Source organism: Citricoccus sp. GCM10030269 (genome assembly GCF_042665635.1).
GTDB lineage: Bacteria > Actinomycetota > Actinomycetes > Actinomycetales > Micrococcaceae > Citricoccus.
On record NZ_JBHTCV010000001.1, the window covers coordinates 469,104 to 489,561 of the forward strand.

General features: G+C 68.3%; 14 protein-coding genes and 2 tRNA genes. 3 read left to right on the forward strand and 13 right to left on the reverse strand.

Annotation, left to right across the window (positions count from 1 at the left end; genetic code table 11):
- Nucleotides 1-8 precede the first annotated feature (8 nt).
- The 7 genes from ACFQQD_RS02300 to nirD all read right to left on the reverse strand — a co-directional run bounded on the left by ACFQQD_RS02300 (nt 9) and on the right by nirD (nt 8,012).
- Nucleotides 9-1,073: a UDP-N-acetylmuramate dehydrogenase gene (locus ACFQQD_RS02300; RefSeq protein ID WP_378086091.1), complete on the reverse strand. Its 1,065-nt coding sequence runs from the start codon at nt 1,071-1,073 to the stop codon at nt 9-11.
- The gene (locus ACFQQD_RS02305) at nt 1,061-1,486 is read right to left on the reverse strand and encodes a MaoC/PaaZ C-terminal domain-containing protein (protein ID WP_378085781.1); all 426 of its coding nucleotides are present in this window, start codon (nt 1,484-1,486) and stop codon (nt 1,061-1,063) included. The genes ACFQQD_RS02300 and ACFQQD_RS02305 overlap by 13 nt, the downstream gene beginning before the upstream one ends.
- Nucleotides 1,483-1,935, reverse strand: a complete 453-nt coding sequence (locus ACFQQD_RS02310) for a MaoC family dehydratase N-terminal domain-containing protein (RefSeq protein ID WP_378085783.1) — start codon at nt 1,933-1,935, stop codon at nt 1,483-1,485. The genes ACFQQD_RS02305 and ACFQQD_RS02310 overlap by 4 nt, the downstream gene beginning before the upstream one ends.
- A 149-nt stretch (nt 1,936-2,084) precedes the next feature.
- On the reverse strand, nt 2,085-3,548 hold the full coding sequence (locus tag ACFQQD_RS02315; protein ID WP_378085785.1) for an S-layer homology domain-containing protein: 1,464 nt from the start codon (nt 3,546-3,548) through the stop codon (nt 2,085-2,087).
- Nucleotides 3,549-3,871: 323 nt separating this feature from the next.
- Nucleotides 3,872-6,805, reverse strand: a complete 2,934-nt coding sequence (locus ACFQQD_RS02320; RefSeq protein WP_378085787.1) for an esterase-like activity of phytase family protein — start codon at nt 6,803-6,805, stop codon at nt 3,872-3,874.
- Nucleotides 6,806-6,906: 101 nt separating this feature from the next.
- Nucleotides 6,907-7,611, reverse strand: a complete 705-nt coding sequence (locus tag ACFQQD_RS02325) for a sirohydrochlorin chelatase (protein ID WP_378085789.1) — start codon at nt 7,609-7,611, stop codon at nt 6,907-6,909.
- On the reverse strand, nt 7,608-8,012 hold the full coding sequence (nirD, locus tag ACFQQD_RS02330; RefSeq protein ID WP_378085791.1) for a nitrite reductase small subunit NirD: 405 nt from the start codon (nt 8,010-8,012) through the stop codon (nt 7,608-7,610). Before nirD ends, ACFQQD_RS02325 begins: the two co-directional genes overlap by 4 nt.
- 205 nt (nt 8,013-8,217) lie before the next feature.
- Here nirD and nirB point away from each other — a divergent pair, with 205 nt between their 5' ends.
- The 3 genes from nirB to ACFQQD_RS02345 are packed head-to-tail and all read left to right on the forward strand — an operon-like array spanning nt 8,218 to nt 12,721.
- A complete protein-coding gene (gene nirB / locus ACFQQD_RS02335) occupies nt 8,218-10,812 on the forward strand; it encodes a nitrite reductase large subunit NirB (protein ID WP_378085793.1) in 2,595 nt (864 codons plus the stop codon).
- Nucleotides 10,812-11,576, forward strand: coding sequence for a uroporphyrinogen-III C-methyltransferase (gene cobA, locus ACFQQD_RS02340; RefSeq protein WP_378085795.1), 765 nt, complete (start codon nt 10,812-10,814; stop codon nt 11,574-11,576). The genes nirB and cobA overlap by 1 nt, the downstream gene beginning before the upstream one ends.
- Nucleotides 11,573-12,721: a uroporphyrinogen-III synthase gene (locus ACFQQD_RS02345; RefSeq protein WP_378085797.1), complete on the forward strand. Its 1,149-nt coding sequence runs from the start codon at nt 11,573-11,575 to the stop codon at nt 12,719-12,721. Before cobA ends, ACFQQD_RS02345 begins: the two co-directional genes overlap by 4 nt.
- On the opposite strand, the gene ACFQQD_RS02350 is transcribed toward ACFQQD_RS02345, so the two are convergent.
- From ACFQQD_RS02350 to ACFQQD_RS02375, 6 genes are all read right to left on the reverse strand, one after another.
- Nucleotides 12,693-14,267 carry an FAD-dependent oxidoreductase gene (locus ACFQQD_RS02350; RefSeq protein WP_378085799.1) on the reverse strand — a complete coding sequence of 525 codons (1,575 nt, stop codon included), beginning with the start codon at nt 14,265-14,267 and terminating at the stop codon, nt 12,693-12,695. The genes ACFQQD_RS02345 and ACFQQD_RS02350 overlap by 29 nt on opposite strands.
- Entirely contained in the window at nt 14,260-16,482 is a 2,223-nt protein-coding gene (locus ACFQQD_RS02355; protein WP_378085801.1) for a molybdopterin oxidoreductase family protein, read from the reverse strand. The genes ACFQQD_RS02350 and ACFQQD_RS02355 overlap by 8 nt, the downstream gene beginning before the upstream one ends.
- Nucleotides 16,475-17,893, reverse strand: a complete 1,419-nt coding sequence (locus ACFQQD_RS02360) for an MFS transporter (protein ID WP_378085803.1) — start codon at nt 17,891-17,893, stop codon at nt 16,475-16,477. Before ACFQQD_RS02360 ends, ACFQQD_RS02355 begins: the two co-directional genes overlap by 8 nt.
- Nucleotides 17,894-18,079: 186 nt before the next feature.
- A tRNA-Met gene (locus ACFQQD_RS02365) sits at nt 18,080-18,153 on the reverse strand.
- 55 nt (nt 18,154-18,208) lie between these two features.
- Nucleotides 18,209-18,280 (reverse strand) — tRNA-Thr (locus tag ACFQQD_RS02370).
- A 68-nt stretch (nt 18,281-18,348) separates the two neighbouring features.
- Complete coding sequence (locus ACFQQD_RS02375; RefSeq protein WP_378085805.1) at nt 18,349-20,202, reverse strand: DEAD/DEAH box helicase; 1,854 nt, start codon at nt 20,200-20,202, stop codon at nt 18,349-18,351.
- Between the last annotated feature and the right edge of the window lie 256 nt (nt 20,203-20,458).

Below are 20,458 nucleotides of genomic sequence, written 5' to 3' on the forward strand. Positions count from 1 at the left end.
GAAAAGGCTCAGAGTGAGCAGCCGATCAGCACCGGCTCCGGGTGCAGGCGGATCCCCCAATGGGAATCGACCCCGTCCCGGACGGCGCGGGCCACCGACAGCAGGTCCTCGGCGGTCGCGCTGCCCCGATTGGTCACGGCCAGCGTGTGCTTGGTGGACAGCGACGCGCGGCCCCCGGCGGGTCCATCCGGCAGGCCGAAACCCTTGGCGAATCCGGCGCGGTCGATCAGCCACGCCGCCGAGAGTTTGACGCGTCCCTCCCCGGCGCCGAAGACGGGCGCCCCCTCGGGCAGACTCGAGCGGACCTCGGCCGGGACGATCGGGTTGGTGAAGAAGGAGCCGGTGGACCAGGTGTCGTGATCGTCGGCGTCCAGGACCATGCCTTTGCTGGCCCGCAACCGCAGGACGTGGTGGCGCACCGTCTCGAGCGGGGCGCTCTGGCCCTCCTCCACGCCCAGAGCCGAGGCCAGTTGCGCGAAGCGGACCGGAGCGGCACTGCCGGACCGGGTGAGCCGAAAGTCGACGGAGAGCACCACCCACCGCGGGGTGGCGGAGTGGCCCCCGAGAGACTGCTTGATGATCGAGTCGCGGTAGCTCAAGCGCAGCTCTTCGCTCGAGAGCTCCACAAGACGGCCCTCTTCACGGTCCCAGGCGCGTAGTCGGACCAGGGTGTTGGACACTTCGGCACCGTACGCGCCGACGTTCTGCACCGGAGTGGCGCCGGCGGAGCCGGGAATGCCGGAGAGCGCTTCCAGACCGGACAGGCCCTGCGCCACGGTCCACGCCACGGCCTCATCCCAGTTCTGCCCCGCGGCCATCCGCACCAGCGCCGTGGACGGACCCTCTTCTACGATCTCGACGCCGGAGAACGCCATCGTGACCACCGTGCCGGGGAAGCCGGCGTCCGCCATCAGGACATTGGAACCGCCGCCCAGGACCAGCAGGGGCGTCTCCGAGGTGTCGGCCGCCCGGATCGCTTCGACGGCGTCGGCCTCCGACTCCGCCACGACCCAGCGCTCCGCCGGCCCCCCGACGCGGCTGGTGGTGTGCTCGGCGAGCCTCACGCGTCGGATCCGGACGGAACCCGGACCACGGCCTGGGCCTTACTGAGGACTCGGGTGTCCTCTCGACGCGGATCCGTGACCTTCAGATCGATCCTGACGGTGCCGGCGTCGGGATCGGCTTTTCCGACGGTGCCGGAGATCTCCAGGACGGCTCCCTCCGCCTCGTCCACGGGCACCATGGATGAGAAGCGGGTCTGGTAATCGATGATCGCCCCGGGATCCCCACACCAGTCGGTGACGAGTTGGACGGCGGCACCCATGGTCAGCATGCCGTGGGCGATGACGCCCGGGAGGTCGACGGACCGCGCGGTGGACTCAGACCAGTGGATCGGGTTGAAGTCCCCCGAGGCACCGGCATAGCGCACCAGACCGGCGCGGTCGAAGGTGATGGTGGTGGAGCCGATGGACTCGCCCTTGTTCATGCCGCCTCCTCCCCGCGGACCAGGAGCGTGGACCGGACGGTGCTGACGGACTCGCCGCCGGTCGTGGTGATCTCCGTGGCGGTGGTGACCATGGTGTGCCCGCCGAGGGTCTTGACCGACTCCACGGAGGCAGTGCCGATCAGTTCATCGCCGGCCACCACGGCGCGATGATGGGTGAAACGCTCGTCCGCGTGGACCACGCGAGAGAAATCGATACCGGCCTCGGGATCAGCCACGACGGCGGCCTCGGCCCGTTGCGCGAGGATCACCAGGAACGTGGGTGGGGCGACGAGGTCCGCGTACCCGAGCTCCTGCGCCGCGGAGACCTCATGGTGAGCCGGGTGAGTGGCCTGGACGGCCACGGCAAACTCACGGATCTTCTCTCGCCCGACGACGTAGGGCTCAGTGGGCGGATAGCTCCGCCCCTGCAATTCGGGGTTCACGCCCACGATGCTCCTCCGGGTTTCGTGTCGGCTCCGGCCAGTCCTCCGGCCGCGATCCAGCTTACCGGCCCACACGACAACGCCACCTCCACGAGGATGGAGGTGGCGTTGACGTGTGGCGTTGACGTGTGGCGTTGCCGCGTACTGAGCGTTACTCAGCCGGCGACAAAGGCGTTGTAGCGCTGCATGAAGGCAGAGATCTCGCCACGGGTAATCTCATCCGACTGATTGAAATCACCCTGCGTGTCACCGACGGTGATCCCCTCGGAGGCCAGCCACGTGACGGCCTCGTAGTTGGCGCCACCGGCATTCAGGTCGCCAAACGGGGAGGTCGACGGCGCGTCGAAGTTCACTCCGGACAGACGGTACAGGAACGCCGCGAACTCGCCGCGGGTCACGTCCTCTGAAGCGTTGAAGTTGCCCTCGGTGTCACCGACGGTGACCTCCTCGGCGGCGGCCCAGGTGATCGCGTCGTAGAACGCGCCACCCTCGTTGAGATCACCGAAGGGAGAGGTCGGCGGAGCATCGAAGTCGACCGGATCGATGTAGCGGAACAGGAACGCAGCGGTCTCACCGCGGGAGACGTCCCTGGTCTTCTTGTAGGTCCCGTCCGCGTATCCGACCGAGATCCCGTTCTCCGCCATCCACTGCACGGGAAGGTAGAAGGCGGAGTTCGGCGGGTTGTCCGAGAAAACGACCGCCGGCTCCGGTTCAGGCTGAGGCTCGGGTTCCGGCTCCGGATCGCTGGAGCTGAACTGGCGGTGGCTGATGAGCTCGCCGGTGCCGTCGTAGACCGAGATGGTGCCGCTGCCGTCAGGGTTGGTCACGGTGACGGTCACGATGTCGTCGGCGGTGCCGACCTCTCCGTCCACGCCCGGCTCGGTGACCTCTTCGGTCACCGTGTCCGATGTCTGCTCACGGGTCGTCCGCTCCATGCTGATCGGATTGCCCTCAGCGTCGTACTCCGTCACGGTCTCCACGATGGAGTCGGTCTGGGTCACCGTCACGGTGACCGTGGTGGTGCCGTCGGCCTCGGTGACAGTGACCGTTTCGGATGTGAAGTCGGACTTCGTGACGGTGATGGTCTCGGTCGAGCCCTGCAGCTCGCCCTCGGCGTCAAAGACCTCTTCCAAGACTGTGACCGTCTGGCCGTCCGGATCCGCCTTCTCCCCCTCGACCGTCGTGGTGGTGACCGTGGACGTCTCATCCGGGGCGGTCACCGTCACGACCTCAGTACCCGCGGCCCTGTTGGTGACGGTTTCCGTCACGGTCCCGTCTGGGGTGGTTTCCGTAACCGTGGTGACGTCGCCCTCTTCGACCGTCACCGTTTCGGTTCCGTCAGTACTGATTTCAGTGACGCTGAGGATGGCCTCGGTGTCGTGGTCAACCTCCTTGTCACCGTCAGCGTCGGTGAAGACGGTGACAATCCGAGTGCCATCGGTATAGAGGTCCGTCAGCTGACCGTATTCAACGCCATCGATGGTGACGGTCACGAACGTGGAGGTCTCGATGGTGGCCCCCTCCGCCGGATCGGCGAAGGAAGGTGCGGCGAAGGCTCCGGTCAGGGCGACGGAGAGCCCGAGTGCGACGGCGCCAGAAAGGCGGCGAGTGGAAGTCATGGGATGACCCTTTCACAGTGCGGTGCGTAGTGATCAGCACGAGATCATCATTGATCCCGCGGAGAATCCCGGTTGTCCCGAAGGAATATGGCCGGAATGAGCTGAGCTTATCCCGCTCGAAGGCGGTGCCGTCAAGCACTTTTCTATAATTTGGTGAGCCCTGTCACGCGGCGTCAGATACGCGGGTTGGAGAAGCGTCCAATACCGAGTCCCGCGTGCAGGAGTCTCAAAATGAACAAAGTGGCCCGCCTCTGAGGGAAAACCCCTAGAGACGGGCCACTTTCTCTTCGGGCGCTAGGCCATCAGGCCATCACACCCCGCCCTCAGTGCTGGGCCGCGAACTGATCGAACCGTTGCATGAACGCTGAGATCTCCGCACGCGTGATCTCATCCGACTGATGGAAATCACCCTGCGTGTCCCCCACCGTGATGCCCTCCGAAGCCAACCACGTGATCGCCTCGTAGTTCGCCCCACCGGCATTGAGATCCCCGAACGGGCTCTGCCCCGGAGCCACATGCTCCGGATCAGCCAACCGATACAAGAACGCCGCGAACTCCCCCCGCGTCACCGCACGCGAGGACTTGAACGTCCCATCAGCAAAACCAGCCGTCATCTGCTCCTGAGCAGCCCACGACACCGGACGGTAATACGCCCCACCGGCATTGAGATCACTGAACGGACTCTCGGACGGAGCCGCGAACTCCGGCTTCACATACCGGTACAAGAACGCCGTGGTCTCCCCACGAGTCACATCCTGCGTCTTCTTGAACGTCCCATCGGCATAACCGACCGAGATCCCGTTCGCCGCCATCCACTGCACCGGCGCATAGAACGCCGAGCCCGGCTCATTATCCGAGAACTCCGGAACCACCGGCTCACCCGGCTCCTCAGGATCGGTCGAGCCCTCGCCGAAGATCTCCTCGGCGGTACCGAGGTTCAGGAACACGGTCTCGCCGGTGGCGTCTTCGACGCCGTCGTTGTCGGTGACGGAGTAGACCTGGCCGTTGCCGGCGATCGTCAGACCTTCCAGCTTCTCCTGGGTCCAGCCGTTGAGCTGCTGCAGCTCCGGCAGCACATCGATGGCCTCCGTCTTCTCGAGGACGTCGTCCTGCGTAAGCGCCTCGTCACTGGCCTTGCCCTCGCCGGTGATGTCCACCGTGTAGACCTTCTTGAGGGCGGCGTCCGGACCATTGAGCTTGTCCCGCTCGATGACGGCGAACGTGTCTTCGTCAACGGCGGTGATCTCGCTCAGACCGATCCAGTCGCCGTCGGCGTCGGTGGTCTCGAGCTGGTAGCCGAACCACTCCCATTCGCCGGTGGCCACGGTGTACTTGCCGATGCGCGCGACGTTCTCGGCGTCCTGGGAGGCCGCACGCTGGACCGGGGTGTACAGCACGGCGTCTTCACCCGTACCGACGCCGGCGATGCCCTCGAAGCCCTGGCCCTTCAGTCCGGCCGCGACCTCCGCGGGCATCTCCACGGTGTCGATCTCCGCACCCTCGGCGTCGACGTGGACGAGCTGGTTGCCCTCGGCACCGGCGTCGCCGGCCTCGCCCTCGACCGCCAGCCAGAAGGTTCCGTCGGCGTCCGCCCAGAGGCCTTCGACGTCGTAACCCTCGTCCAGCACGAGCTCGGACTCGATCGTGGCCGGACCGCCGTCGTCCTGAGTCGTGGTGTCGACGGTGTAGATGCGCGACGGGCTCAGGAAGTTGTCCGGAGCGGCGTAGACCTTGTCGTCCTCGCCCGGCACGGCGGACAGGGCGCCCAGAGCGGACCACGTGATCGGCTGTCCCTCGGCGCTCTCTGCGCTCTCATCGTCGGCGGACTTCAGGGTCGGCACGTCGGCCGGCCCGTCACCGAGCTGGAAGACCTGCACGGTGGCGCGAACGTTGTTCTCGGCATCGTCCTCCTCGGAGGAGACCACCATGAGATCACGCTCCGGGATGGAGAGCAGGCCCTCGGGTCCATTGGTGGACGGCAGCAGCTGGGTGAAGACCGGGTTGGCCGGATCGTTCACGTTGTAGACGGCCACGAAGTTGCCGCGCTCAGAGCCGACGAAGGCATAGGTGGTGTCACCGTAGGTCTCCACAGTGAGGCCCTCAGGCTCGGAGCCCTTGTTCTCCGAGCGGTGCTCGGGGTACTGACCGTAGCGGTGGGCGATGTTCTCGAAGGAGGTGCCCGCATCCCAGGTCACCCCACCGAACGAATCGGACTCCGGGTCGGCGTCGAACACGGTCCAGCCGCGGCTGCCGCCCTTCCAGTCACCCTCGTTCGCCGTGGCCACGTGATCGTTGCCGATCCAGCCGATGGCGTCGGGCTCTCGCACGACCTCCTCGAGGGAGCCGGTGAGGGACAGATTCCCGTCCTCGACCGTATCCACGCCCTCCAGAGACACCGACCCGGCGCTGAAGTGATCCAGAACCTCGCCGGCGGCGTCCAGAATCACGACGCCGTTGTTCTCCTGCAGCGTGAGGGCTGCCTTCGAGCCGTCCGGGGAGAACTTGATGTACTCGGGCTCGGGGTCCTCGGGAGTATCCAGTGCCTCCAGGCCCGTCAGGTCGGTATACTTCACGGAGTCGGCGGTGATCTCGGTGATGTCCTCGACGCCGAGATCGATGACGGCGAGTTCGCCGGCGGGCATCTGCGGCAGTCCGCCGTCCACGTCCTCACGGTCCTCGTCCCGCTGGTTCTCCATGGCGATCATGGCCGTGGCACCGTCAGGAGAGACGTCGATGGAATCGGGCTGGCCGGTGAGCTCCACGCTCTGCAGCAGCTGGTGGGTTTCCGGATCCCAGAACTCCACAGTCCCGGTCGGGTTCGTGTAGTCCTCAGTGGCGTCCGTGACGACGATGATGTACTTCTCCGTGGCATAGACGGAGGTCGGCGAACCATCGGTCTTCTTGAAGCCGGCCGGCTTCGGGTTCTCCGGATCGGTGATGTCCACGAAACCGATGCCACCGGCGGCGGCGTCGGTGTGGATCACCGTGTTGCCGTCCGCGGTGACGGCAGAGATCTCGGCGACAGTTTCGGCGTTCTTGTCAGCCTCGTCGTTCTCGAAGAGCTGGTTCTCGTAAGCCGGCAGCGTGGCGAGGCGATGGAAGGCCTGCCCCCCGGCAGTCTCGCCGGCTGGTTCTGCGGCTGGCTCTGCGGATGGTTCTGCGACCGGTGCAGCGAAGCCGGGGGCGGCGAACGCGCTGGTCAGAGCGGCGGAAAGACCCAGTGCGACGGCACCGGACAAACGTCGGCGTGTACTCATGTCGGAAAATACCTTCCGGAGACGGAGTGGGGACCACCACATCCAATCGGCCGGAACTTCTTTTCCGGTGACTTCCAGGCAACTCTCAGGTGAACGCTGCTCTACCGGAGTACGACGCCGCGCTGAGCAGAGCGGGTCAGCACCAACTGGACCAATTCCTCTGGCACCGGACCGGACTCCCCCAGCAACGGCACGGTGACCCTCTCAGCGCCGGCGGCCGTCGCCTCTGCGATCAGCAACGACTGGAAGTATCCGGGAGCCAGCAGATAACTGAGCACCATCACCGGCCGCCCCGGTCCTTCCCGGCAACGCCTCCCGACGGCGACCGCGATGCCGGGGCGCGCGGCCGAGAGGTAGGCGTCGTTCACGGGAGTCTCCAGCCGCTCGGCCAGGCGTTCGGCGACAGCACGGCAGTCGTCGATGGCGCCGGCGTCGGTGGATCCGGCCGCCCCCAGGACCAGCTGGTGGTGTCCGCGCACGAAGCCGGACTCCAGGGCCCGCTGCACCAGCACGTCCACCAGTCGATCGTCGGGGCCCAACGCCGGAGCGACGCTCACGGGCCGATCGGCGGCCACGGCGGCCTCGTGCAAGTCGACTTTGACGTGGTATCCGCTCGAGAGCAGGACCGGCACGACGACGGCGGGCCGGCCCGGCGGCAAGGAGTTCAGCACATCCTGCACACGAGGCGACTGGACGTCGACGTGGGCGAGATGGACGTCCTCGGCAACGGACCGGACCAGCAGGGCGATGCGTTCCTGACCGAGGGGGTCGGCGGTGCCGTGGGACACGGCCACCAGAGCAGTCATGCCGCTCGGCGAACCTCGACCATGCGGTCGGTGATGCGCACCGGATAGGTGACCAGTTCCAGGGTGGGGTCCGTGAGGCAGGCACCGGTGGCCAGATCGTAGACCTGCTTGTGCAGGGGCGAGGCCAGCGTGGGACGGCCGGCCTTCGAGCCCACGATCCCGCGGGCCATCACGTACGCCTTCGCATAGGGATCCCAGTGGGACACCGCCATCACCTGATCGGAGGGCAGTCGCACCAGGGCGACCTGCTCCTGATCCACCAGGGCGGCCTCGGCGTGCAGAGGCTCGAGAGCGTCCAGCGGGCAGACGGGCCGCCACGCGCCGGTGGCTAAGTCAGTACCGGTGGCCTGGTCAGTACCGGTGGCCGGATGAACGACGGAGGCAACGGCAGTGAGTGTCATGGCACCACGGTAAGTTTCGCGTGTTTCCGCCACTTCCCTCTCGTGTTTCGCCCGTGCAACATCGGTTTCTCTCTCGGGTTCGTCGGACTGATGAGGGGCGTGTGATGTGGCCGTTACATCAGCGTCACGGTCGGGAAATCGCCGCCGCATAGCGTGAACAACCAGCGTGAATGCCCGCGTGATGACCGGATGAGACGGGGGATCGATGACTGTGCGAACCGTAGCAGTGGTGGGCGGTGGCCCGGCGGCCCATCGGCTGGTCGAGGCGTTGCTCTCCCGCAGTGAGAACAACAGTGAGAACAAGGGTGAGAACCGCGCGGAACTGCGCTTGGAGGTCTTCACCGAGGAACCGCTGGCCCCCTATGACCGGGTGGCACTGTCCCGGCGCTTCATCGACTCCTCTGACCCCCTTCCCCTCGGATCCCTGGACGAAAAGGCCCCTTGGGACGATCCCCGGGTCTCGCTGCACACCGGCAACCGGATCACCGGACTGGATCCCGACGCGCGGTCACTGACCACCGCAGACGGCCTCACCTTCGCATGGGACGAGTTGGTGCTGGCCACAGGCAGCGCCGCGGCCGTTCCGGCCATCCCGGGCGCCGAGAACATCGTGGTGTACCGCACCATCGGCGATGTCGACCGGTTGCGGGACACCGTCGCCGAGCTCACCGAGCAGTTGGGCCGCACGCCCCATGCCGCCGTCATCGGTGGTGGGCTGCTGGGGCTGGAGGCCGCCGGCGGGCTCCGGGTCCTGGGAGCCGATGTCACCGTCGTCCACTCGCGACCGTGGGTGATGAACGCCCAGCTGGACGAATTCGGCGGGCGCACCCTCAACCGCCTGCTCACCGAACAGGGCTACGTGCTCAAGCTCGGTGAGCGCCCCAGCGCCGTGGAGGAGGGCGTGCTCCGCTTCCCCTCCGGTGACGACCTCGAGGTGGACCTGGTGGTGGCCGCCACCGGCATCACCCCGCGTGATGAGCTCGGCGCCGATGTGCTGGAACGAGGGCCTCGGGGCGGGTTCGTCATCGACGACACGTGCGCCACCTCGGTCCCGAACATCTGGGCGATCGGCGAGGTCGCCAGCTTCGGGGGCGAATGCATGGGACTGGTGGCCCCGGCGAACACGATGGCCGAGGTCGTCGCGGACCGACTGTGCGGCGGCACCGGCACCTTCCCCGGTTTCGACACCGCGGCCAAGCTCAAGCTCTCGGGCCTCGACGTGGCCAGCTTCGGGGACGGCTTCGCCACCACGCCCGGGGCGCTCGAGGTCGTCTACGCTGACCCGACCGGCGGAATCTATCAGAAGCTCGTGGTCTCCGAGGACGCCCGCACGCTGCTCGGCGGCGTCTTCGTCGGCGACGCCACCCCCTATGCCTCCCTGCGCCCCTTGCTGGGCCGCGAACTGCCGGGAGAGGCCGGGGCCTTCCTCTCGGCCGCCGGCAGCGGCGCCCCGATGGATCTGGAGCTGCCCGACGACGCCCAGGTCTGCTCCTGCAAGGACGTCAGTGCCGGCACCCTGCGCGCGGCGGTGTGCGACGGCTGCGCGGACATCGGCGCCCTCAAGTCCTGCACCGGCGTCGGGACACAGTGCGGATCGTGCCTGCCGGCCGCCCAGAAGGTCATGGAGAAACAGATGACCGAGTTGGGGCTGGAGGTCTCCACGGCGCTGTGCGAGCACTTCGAGTTCTCTCGCTCCGAACTCTTCGAGGCCGTGCAGGCCACCCGGTTGAGCACCTTCAGCGAGATCGTGGCCCGCTTCGGCGCGCCGGCCGATCCGGATCTCAACTTCGGTTGCGACATCTGCAAGCCGGTCATCGCCTCCGTGCTGGCCACCCAGCACGAGGAGTACATCCTGGGCGAAGGCCGGGGCGGCCTGCAGGACACCAACGACCGCGCGCTGGCGAACATGCAGAAGGACGGCACGTACTCGGTGGTTCCCCGGATCCCGGCCGGTGAAATCACGCCGGCCAAGCTGGCCGTCATCGCCGCCGTCGCCGAGGAATTCGACCTGTACACCAAGATCACCGGTGCCCAGCGGATCGACCTCTTCGGGGCGCGGCTGGAGCAGCTGCCGCAGATCTGGCGCCGGCTGGTGGACGCCGGTTTCGAGTCCGGGCAGGCGTACGGCAAGGCGCTGCGCAATGTGAAGTCCTGCGTGGGCTCCACGTGGTGCCGCTACGGCGTGCAGGACTCGGTCTCCATGGCGATCGACCTCGAAGAGCGCTACCGCGGACTGCGGTCTCCGCACAAGATGAAGTTCGGCGTCTCGGGATGCGCCCGCGAGTGCGCCGAGGCGCGCAGCAAAGACGTCGGCATCATCGCCACCAGCGAGGGCTGGAACATGTACGTCGGCGGAAACGGCGGAGCGACGCCGGCCCACGCCCAGTTGCTGGCCAAGGACCTGGACGACGAGACCCTGCTGCGCTACATCGACCGCTACGTGGTCTACTACATCCGCACGGCCGAACGGCTGCAGCGCACGGCCCGCTGGATGGAGGAGCTGCCCGGCGGGATCGACCACTTGTACGACGTGGTGGTGAAGGACTCGCTCGGCATCGCCGACGACCTGGAACGCGTCGTTGCCGAGCACCAGGACAAATACCGGGACGAATGGGCCCAGACCCTGGCGGACCCGGAGCGCCTGAGCCGGTTCCGCGGCTTCGTCAACGCCCCGGAGGACGCCTCCAGCCTTCCCTACGTCCTCGAACGCGACCAGCGCCGTCCGGCCACGGATGAGGAACGGGAGTCGGCCGCTGTCGTGCTCTCCGGTCCGCGGATCCCGGTGCGAGGTGAGCTGTGATGGTTCCAGGCTCCGTGACTCTCGTCGGCGGCGGCCCCGGCGCCGCCGATCTGCTGACGGTGCGGGCGCTACGGGCGCTCGAGACGGCCGACGTCGTGTACTTCGACCGGTTGGCCCCCAGCGACGACTTGGCCACGTGGGCTCCCCGAGCGCGGCTGGTGGACGTCGGCAAACGTCCCGGGCACCACAAGGTCGCCCAAGAGGAGATCAACCGGCTGCTCGTGGAGTCGGCGCTGTCCGGACTGCGCGTGGTGCGGCTCAAGGGCGGCGATCCGTTCGTCTTCGGCCGGGGCAGTGAGGAGGTCGAAGCGTGCGAGGCCGCCGGAGTGCCCGTCTCGGTGGTACCGGGTATCACCTCGGCGGTGTCCGTTCCGGCGGCCGCGGGGATCCCCGTCACGGCCCGTGGTCTGAGCAAGTCGTTCACCGTGATCTCCGGTCACGATCCGCTCAGCGAGGAGGAACTCTCCGGACTCGCCCAGCTCGGCGGCACCGCCGTGGTGTTGATGGGCATCGGCACCCTGGGGCACACCACCGCCGGACTGCTGCGGCACGGTCTCACTGCGGACACCCCCGTGGGCATCATCGAGCGGGGCTGCACACCGGAACAGCGGGTCTGCATCGCCTCCCTGGACCGGATCGCGATGACCGCCGCGGTGCAGGGCCTCTCCTCCCCCGCGGTGCTGGTCATCGGCGAGGTGGTCCGGTTGGCTCCGGACGCGCCGGAACTGATGCGCGGCATGGCTACTCTGGTGGACCACGCATGACCTCCACACCACAGCTGCCGGCACCGACGCCGGAGCAGAAACTTCCCCAGACCCTGGCCGGATTTCGCCTCGGAGTGACCTCGGACCGCCGCAGCGACGAACTCATCTCGGCCTTCGAACGCCGCGGGGCCGAGGTGATGCACGCCCCGGCGCTGCGGATCGCTCCGTTGACCGAGTCCGTCAGTCTGCACCGGGACACTCGCCGGGTCATCGCCGCCCTGCCGGACTTCACCATCATCACCACCGCCTACGGGATGCGCCGATGGATGGAGGCCGCCGACGCCTACGGGCTCGGAACGGACCTGCACCAGACGCTGTCCGAATCCGCCATTCTCGTGCGCGGTCCGAAGGCCCGCGGCGCCGTCCGCGCCGCCGGGCTCGATGATCAGGGCTCGGCTCCGGACGAGCGGACCGCGACCCTGGTGGAGATGCTCCGGGCCCGGAACGTCGCGGGCCGGACCATCGCCTTCCAACTGCACGGCATGCTGGACCACCAGCAGATCGGACGACTGGAGCGGGCCGGCGCTCGGGTGCTGACCGTCATGCCCTACACGTGGGCTCGGCCGGCCGAAGACTCGGCGCTGCTGCGGATGATCGACGCCGCCATCGACCGCCAGCTGGACGTCATCACCTTCACGGCGGCCCCGGCCGTTGAGGCGTTCCTGTCCGTGGCCCAGCAGTACGGCAAACTGGACCGGCTGCTCGAGGCGCTGCGCTCTGAGGTGCTGACGGCCGTCGTCGGGAAGGTCACGGCCGGTCCCCTGCATGAGGCCGGTATCCGGCCGCTCGTGCCGGAACGCTGGCGGTTGGGTGCCATGATCCGGCTGGTGTGTGAGCACCTGGAGCAGAAGCAGGTGCTGCGCGTGCAGACACGGCTCGGGCCGGTGGAGGTGCGCGGAGCCCAGGTTCACCTGATCGACCACCAGACGGAGCCGGTCCGGCTGCCGCCCGGGCCCTTGGCGCTCCTGCACGAACTGATCAGCGCCGAGGGCGCCGTCCTGTCCCGCGACCATCTGTTGACGGCGCTGCGTCACTGTGAGTCGGAACATGCCCTGGAGATGCTGGTCTGGCGACTGCGGAAACTGCTGCCCGTGCCCGGCCTCGTGACCACCGTGGTCAAGCGGGGCTACCGGCTGGCTGTTTAGCCAGCATCTCCTCGATCTGACTGCGGCAGGTCCCGCAGCCGGTCCCCGCCCCGCAGCGATCGCCCACCGCGTCCACGGTCTCGCAGTCCCCGGCGGCCTCCTCCACCTGACCGGCCGTGGCGCCGGAGCACCGGCAGAGCACGTCCTCCGGGCTGAGCAGCGTGTCCCCGGCAGCGTATTCGAGGGCCAGCAGGGAGCTGCGATCAGCCACGGGAATGGTCCCGGTCAGGCAATGCCGTGAGAGTTCCGCCGCCGAGCGGGGCAGGCCGACCGAGATGAATCCGAGGAGCCGCTCCCCCTCCGTGACGATGCGCAGGTACTGCCCGGCCCGGGGGTCGGTCCAGGTGGACACGTCCGGCCCCTCCGGATCCCAGGGGTCGGCCGTGACGGTCCCGGCACAGGCCAGGCTGAGGGTATGCGACTTGAGGATCAGCGGGTCCAGGCGGTCGGCGCGGGGTTCGGCGCTGGGCTGCAAAGCGGGGACCGGCTGGCCAGCTGCGTCGCGCTCCACCTCGGCCGGACAGCCGGCGTCGTCACGCAGGGCGAGAGCGGCGGCGTGGGCCTGGTCCCAACCCGGCCCGATGAGTCCGGTGGGTCGCTCACCCAGTGGTGCGGCGCAGTCGCCGATGGCCAGGACCGCGGGGTCGTCCGGGCTGCGCCCAGCACGGTCCACGACGACGCCGCCGCGGGACAGCGTGGTCAGCCCGGCCGCGCGCGCCAGCTCGTCGCGAGGCCGGACGCCGGTGCATGCCACCAACAGGGCTGAGGCCAACCGGCCACCCTGGGTGGTGCGCACGGCGACGAGGCGCGGGACGCCGTCGTCGGGGGTCGCCCGGTCCTCCGCCCGCGCCGCCACGATGAGCTGCTGCACCCCGCAGTCGGATTTGACCTGGACACCCGCCCGCGCCAGTTCGCGGCGCAACAGCATCCCGGCGTCCCGGTCCAGATGGCGCTCCAACGGAACCGCCCCCCGGTAGAGGAGGGTGACGGCGGCGCCGACCTCTGCCAGCGCGAGGGCGGCCTCCACGCCGAGGACGCCGCCGCCGAGCACGACCACCGGATCGCCCTGACGCACGGCCTCGTGGAGCCGGCGGGCGTCGGCCAGATCCCGCAGGGCCATCACGCCGGCCGGCTGTTCTGCCGTGGGCGCGGTGGGCACAATGCCCCCGACCGCCCCGGTCACCGGGAACTCGGGGATCACGGCCTCGGCGCCCGTGGCCAGCACCAGACGATCGAAGAGCACAGAGCTGCCGTCCTGAAGGTGGACGGTACGGCTAGGGCGGTCGATAGACACCGCCGTGACCCCGCATCGGATCTCCACGCCGATGGCGCTCAACTCCTCGGGGTCCAGCATGGACAACGTGGCCCCGTCGATCCGGCCGCTCGCGACGTCACCGATCCGGATCCGCTGATACGCCGGCACCGGCTCCTCACCGACGACCGTGACCTGCACGGCGCCCACGGTCAGGGCCGGCCGCAGTTCCTCGACCAGCCGCGCGGCCACCGGGCCACCACCGACGACGACGATGCGCAGGGGCTCACGCATGGCTGGACTCGCTGACGGGGTGGTGGGCGGGGTGGCTGACTGGGTGGTGGGTGGGATGGCTGACGGGGTGCAGTGTCACGGGCGTGTTCTTGAACTCGGGCATCTGGCTGTGCGGATCCAGCAGTCCCGCCGTCAGGCGGTTGGCCGTGCCCTCGCCCGCGAAGTGGAAGGGAACGAACACGGTGTCGGTGCGCAGGCCGGCGTCGAGCACCGTGCGCGCCCGCATGGTCCCGGACGCGCTGGTCAGTTCCGCGGCGTCCCCCTCCGCGAGCCCGAGATGGCCGGCCGTGGCCGGATGGACCGAGACGGTCGCCTCGGGGTGAACGGCCATCAGGTCCGGAACCCGTCGAGTCTGCGTGCCCGACTGGTAGTGCTCCATCAGCCGCCCGGTGGTCAGCGTCAGACCCTGCGGCGACGCCGGCTGAGGTGCGCGGACGTGGATAGGCGCCAGGTGGGCCTTCCCGTCGGCGTGGGCGAACGTCTCCGTGAAGACCCGGGGCGTGCCGGTCACCGGTTCCCCGCTGGCGGAGCGTTCGGGCGACGGTTGACGGTCCGGGTCCGTCAGCGGCCAGTAGGCGGCCACCTCACCGACCTGATCCCAGGCCAGGGCCGAGTAGTCGGCGCGGGCACCGGCCGTCACGCGACCGATCTCGGAGTAGACCTCGGCGGGATCATCGGCCAGCGGAACGGAGCTGCCCAGACGGCGGGCCAGCTCGGCCAGAATCCACAGTTCCGACCGGGCGCCCTCGGGGCCTTCCAGGGCCTTGCGCCGCCGGAGCACCCGGCCTTCCAGGCTCGTCATGGTCCCGTCCTCCTCGGCCCACTGGAGGACCGGGAGCACGACGTCGGCCAGTTCAGCGGTCTCGGAGCGGAAGAAGTCGCAGACCACCACCAGATCGAGCGCGCGCAACCCGTCGCTCACGCGCTGGACGTCCGGTGCAGAGATCACCACGTTGGCGCCGTGGACGAGCAGCGCCTTGACACCGTGGGGTTCACCCAGGGTGTGCAGCAGTTGGGTCGCCGGCAGCCCGGCCCCCGGCAGGGCCTCGGCGGTGGTGCCCCAGAGCCGGGCGACCGTTTCCCGATCGGAGGGATCGGTGATGGAGCGCAACCCCGGCAACTGGTCTGATTTCTGGCCCATCTCCCGTCCGCCCTGGCCGTTGCCCTGTCCGGTCAGGGTGCCGTAGCCGCCGCGCCGCGTCCCCGGCAATCCCAGCAGCAGGGCCAGGCTGATGGCCGCCCGGGCGGTGTCCGTCCCGTCGCGGTGCTGTTCCACTCCCCGGCCGGTGAGGATGAAGACCGGCTCTCCCCCGGCCTTCGACGCGCGGGCGGCCCCTGCCAGGTGCCGGGCCAGCCACCGGATGCGCTCGGCCGAGACTCCGCAGACGGTCTGGGCGCGCTCGGGCCACCACTCATCGGCGGTCCGGCGAAACCCGTCCAGTCCGGTGACCCGATCACGCAGGTACGTCTCATCGGCCAACCCCTCGGCGAGCACCACGTGTGCCACGGACAGCAGCAAGACCAGATCTCCCCCGGGCGCCGGGGCGAGATGGTGACCTGCGCCGTCGTCGGTCAGGGCTGCCGTGGTGGAGCGGCGCGGATCCACCACGATGAGCCCACCACGGTTCCGCGCCCGCTCCAGGTGCTGGACGAACGGCGGCATGGTGTCCGCCACGTTGGAGCCGAGCAGCATCACGGTGCAGGCGGAGTCCAGGTCGCTCAGTGGGAAGGGCAGGCCCCGGTCCAGGCCGAACACCTCAGTGGACGCCTTCGCCGCCGAGGACATGCAGAAGCGCCCGTTGTAGTCGATCCGCGAGGTGCCCAGCGCCGTGCGGGCAAACTTCCCCAGGGTGTACGCCTTCTCATTGGTCAGGGAGCCGGAGCCGAACACTCCGATGGCGTCCGCTCCGTGCGTGCGTTGCAGGGCGGTGATGCGGCTGACCACCACGTCGAGGGCCTCGTCCCACGTGGCCTCTCGCAGGGAATCGCCGTCCCTCAGCAGCGGCTGGGTCAGCCGGTCCGGCCGGTCCCCCAGTAGCGTCGCCGCGGTGGCGCCCTTGCGGCAGAGCCGGCCGTGGTTGGTGGGGAACTCGGCCCCGGCCACCGTGACGGGGAGTTCGGTGGCGGGGAGATCAGTGGTGCCCGGCTCCGGCACGGTAAGCGTCATGGCGCACTGCAGGGCGCAGTACGGGCAATGCGTGCGGGTCTCAGACATTCGCGGCGGCCAACCTGGAACCGGGGCGGTGGTAGACGAGGAAGGTGAACCCGGCCAGGGCCACGTAGGCGGCGCACAGGGACCAGAAGGCGGCGTCGAAGGAGCCGTTGGCGCTGTGGGAGGCGTTGAGCACCTGCGGGATCATGAATCCGCCGAAGCCGCCGACGGCACCGATCAAGCCCAAGGCGGCCGAGGACTTCCGCTCGTGACCGACGCGGTCGTCGGCGTCAACGGTCAGCCGGAAGACCAGCGGGATCATCCGATAGCTGGACCCGTTGGCGATGCCGGTCAGAGTGAACAGGACCAGGAACAGCGCCAGGTAGAGCCAGAAGTTCTGCCAGGGCAGGGTCAAGACCACGGCCGCGGTGACGGCTGCCATGGCGATGAAGCACTGGATGGTGACCCGGGCCCCTCCACGGCGATCGGCGAGCCGGCCCCCGAAGGGCCGAGCGAGCGAGCCGACCAACGGGCCGAGGAAGGCCATCGAGATCGCGGCGCCCAGCAACTGGATGCTCGAGTAGTCCGGGAACATCATGCTGATCAAGGTGGGGAACACCGAGCCGAAGCCCATGAACGAGCCGAAGGTCCCCACGTAGATCACGGCGATGAGCCACAGGTGCGGTTCCCGCAAGGCCGAGAGGGAGCCCTTGAGATCGTTCTTGGCGTGAGAGAGGTTGTGCATGTAGCGCTGGGCGCCCCACGCGGCCACCAGAATCAGGGGAATCCAGATCAGTCCCGCCATGGACAGGTTCGGCTGCAGTGTGCCGAAGGCCAGCAGGGTGACGGCCAGTGGAACCAGGAATTGCGCGACGGCGACGCCGACGTTGCCGCCGGCCGCGTTCAGCCCCAGCGCCGCTCCCTTTTCCCGTGCCGGGAAGAAGAAGGTGATGTTGGACATCGAACTGGCGAAGTTCCCGCCGCCGAAACCGGCCGTGGCCGCCACGGCGAACAGCATCCACAGCGGTGTGCCGGGGTTGGCGAGGGTGATGGCCAACAGGATGGTGGGGATCAGCAGCAGCAGCGCCGAGATGACGGTCCAGTTCCGGCCCCCGAAGATGGCCACGGTGAAGCTGTACGGCACCCGCAGCACGGCTCCCACCAACGGCGGCAGGGAGACGAGCCAGAACTGTTGCGAGGTGGTCAGATCGAATCCGGCCCCCGGCAGGAACACCACGGTGACCGACCACAGTTGCCAGACGGCGAAACCGAGGAACTCGCAGAAGACGGACCAGTACAGGTTGCGGCGTGCGGCAGGACGTCCTGGACCGTTCCAGAACTGTTCGTTCTCGGATTGCCAGTTACTCACCCACCGTCCCCGGCCCATCACCAACCGGTCGGTGGGAGGGGCGCCGACGGTGTCGGGGCTGGTGTCAGGGCTGGTATCGGTGCTCGTATCGGTGCTCACGGCCATGGCGGATACCTCTCTGCTCGCGGTTATCCGCCACGATGCCAAGAAGATGTTTCCGCCGATGGCGCGGAGTGATTTCCGCGAGGGAAACGCTGGCTCACTGAGGTCTACGGAGGCGGTGAGATGGAACAGACCCTCCAGACAGCACAAGACCCGGAGCGCGATTCGCGGCTCCGGGTCTTGTTTCTGTAGCGGCGGGGGGACTCGATCCCCCGACCTCACGATTATGAGTCGTGCGCTCTAACCAGCTGAGCTACGCCGCCGTGAAATGAGTGTGCCCGTGCCGCGACATCTCGCAACGCACGGGCTCTCATTCAGAGCCCCGACCGGGAATCGATCCCGGGACCTCCATCTTACCAAGATGGCGCTCTACCACTGAGCTATCGGGGCAACGACGTGAAACTCTACCAGCGATACACCGGGAGGTGAAATCGAGGTGGCCTCACGTCCACACGGGATCAGTAGCGATCGCGGGAAGGCTGTTCGGAGGATTTCCGACCGCCCTTGAATCCGCTCTTTCCGCCCTTGAAACCACCTTTGAATCCACCCTTGTTGCCGCCCTTGAAGCCACCGCCGGAACGGAACGGCTTGCCATCGCGCTCCGCTCGCGTCGGGCGTCCGCTGTCGATCTGCAGATCGATCGGGCGACCGTTGATGGTGGTGTTGCCCAAGGCGTCCCACTGCTGGCTGTTCAGGTCGGCCGGCAGCTCCACGAGGGAGTGGTTGGACCGGATATCGATGTGACCGATCTGGTTCGACCGCAGTCCGGCCTCGTTGGCCAGGGCCCCGACGATGTTGCCGGGCTGCACCCGATCCTGACGGCCGAGGGAGATCCGGTAGGTCGCGTTGCCCTCGGCGGGACCGCGCTGTGGTCCGCGAGAACCCCGGCCGTCCCGTTCGCCGCGACCCTCGCCGCGGGCCATCTTGGCCGGCGGCAGATCCGGTTCCTCGGCAAGCAGCGGTCGCCCGCCCTGTGCCATCTTCGCCAGCGCGGCGGCGACGTCCTCCGGCTCGGCACCGTGTTCGGCCACGTAGGACTCGACCAGTTCACGGAACACGCCGAGGTCGCCCTCGGAGAGGGTCTCGGTGATCTTGGCGCTGAACCGACCCATCCGGGAGGTGTTCACGTCTGCCACGGAGGGCATGTGCATCTGCTCCACGCTCTGGCGGGTGGCCTTCTCGATGGCCCGCAACAGGTACTTCTCGCGCGGGGTCATGAACAGCACGGCGTCACCGGAACGACCGGCACGGCCGGTGCGGCCGATGCGGTGCACGTACGACTCCGTGTCATGCGGGATGTCGTAGTTGATGACGTGGCTGATCCGCTCGACGTCGAGTCCGCGGGCCGCCACATCGGTGGCCACGAGGATGTCGACGCGGCCGGCGCGCAGATTGTCCACGGTCTTCTCGCGCTGGTTCTGCGCGACGTCGCCCGAGAGCGCCACGGCGCGGAAACCACGGGCGTTGAGCTTGGTGCTGAGTTCCTCGGTGGCGTTACGCGTGCGAACGAAGGCGATGACGCCGTCGTGCTCTTCGGTCTCGAGGATGCGGGTCAGCGCCTCGAGCTTCCACCCGCCGGTGACCTGAAGGTAGCGCTGGCGAATGTTGCCGGCCGTGGTGTTCTTGGCGGCCACGGTGATCTCCACCGGGTCGTTGAGGTACTTGCCGGAGATCCGCTGGATGGCTCGCGGCATGGTGGCCGAGAACAGAGCGGTCTGCTTCTGGTCCGGAGTGGCGGACAGAATCTGGTCCACTTCCTCGGCGAACCCCATGCGGAGCATCTCGTCGGCCTCGTCCAGCACCATGTACTGCAGGTCCGAGAGATCCAGGGATCCCTTCTGCAGGTGGTCGATGACACGGCCGGGGGTACCGACGACGACCTGGGCGCCACGGCGCAGGCCGGACAGCTGCGGTCCGTACGGTGCGCCACCGTAGACGGGCAGCACGGTGACGCCCTGGATGTGCTTGGCGTAGGTGGTGAAGGCCTCGGCGACCTGCAGGGCCAGCTCGCGCGTGGGAGCCAGCACGAGGATCTGCGGTGTGTTGGCCACGCCGTTGGCATCGGCCTTCTCGGCGAGCCGGGACAGGGCCGGCACGGCGAACGCGGCCGTCTTGCCGGTACCGGTCTGGGCCAGCCCGACGACGTCGCGGCCCTTCAGCAGCAAGGGGATGGTCTCGGCCTGGATCGGCGAGGGAGTCTCATAGCCGAGGTCGGAGATGGCCGCCATGACGCGGCTGTCAATGCCGAGGTCGGCGAAACCCGGCGTCTGGGCCTCGGTCTGAGGGTCTTCATTCTGGGCGTGTTCGGACACGGTGATTCCTAACGGGGGTCGAGTCTGCGGCCGGTTGGATGCCGCAACGCAACGGACTAGTGCTCTCCGGTGCTCCCCGTGGCGTGGTCCAACTTCACGCCCGTTCCATTTCTCCTGGCGGTCCCCGCTCTGCCGGTTCCGATGGCGACTCGGCCGCACGGGCGGCACAGCTCTGCAACGGAGGAACGGAGGAGGTTTGGGACCGGCCGCCCGTACCGCTGGCACTCTGCCGGGAACGGGCCACACAACTCGATGC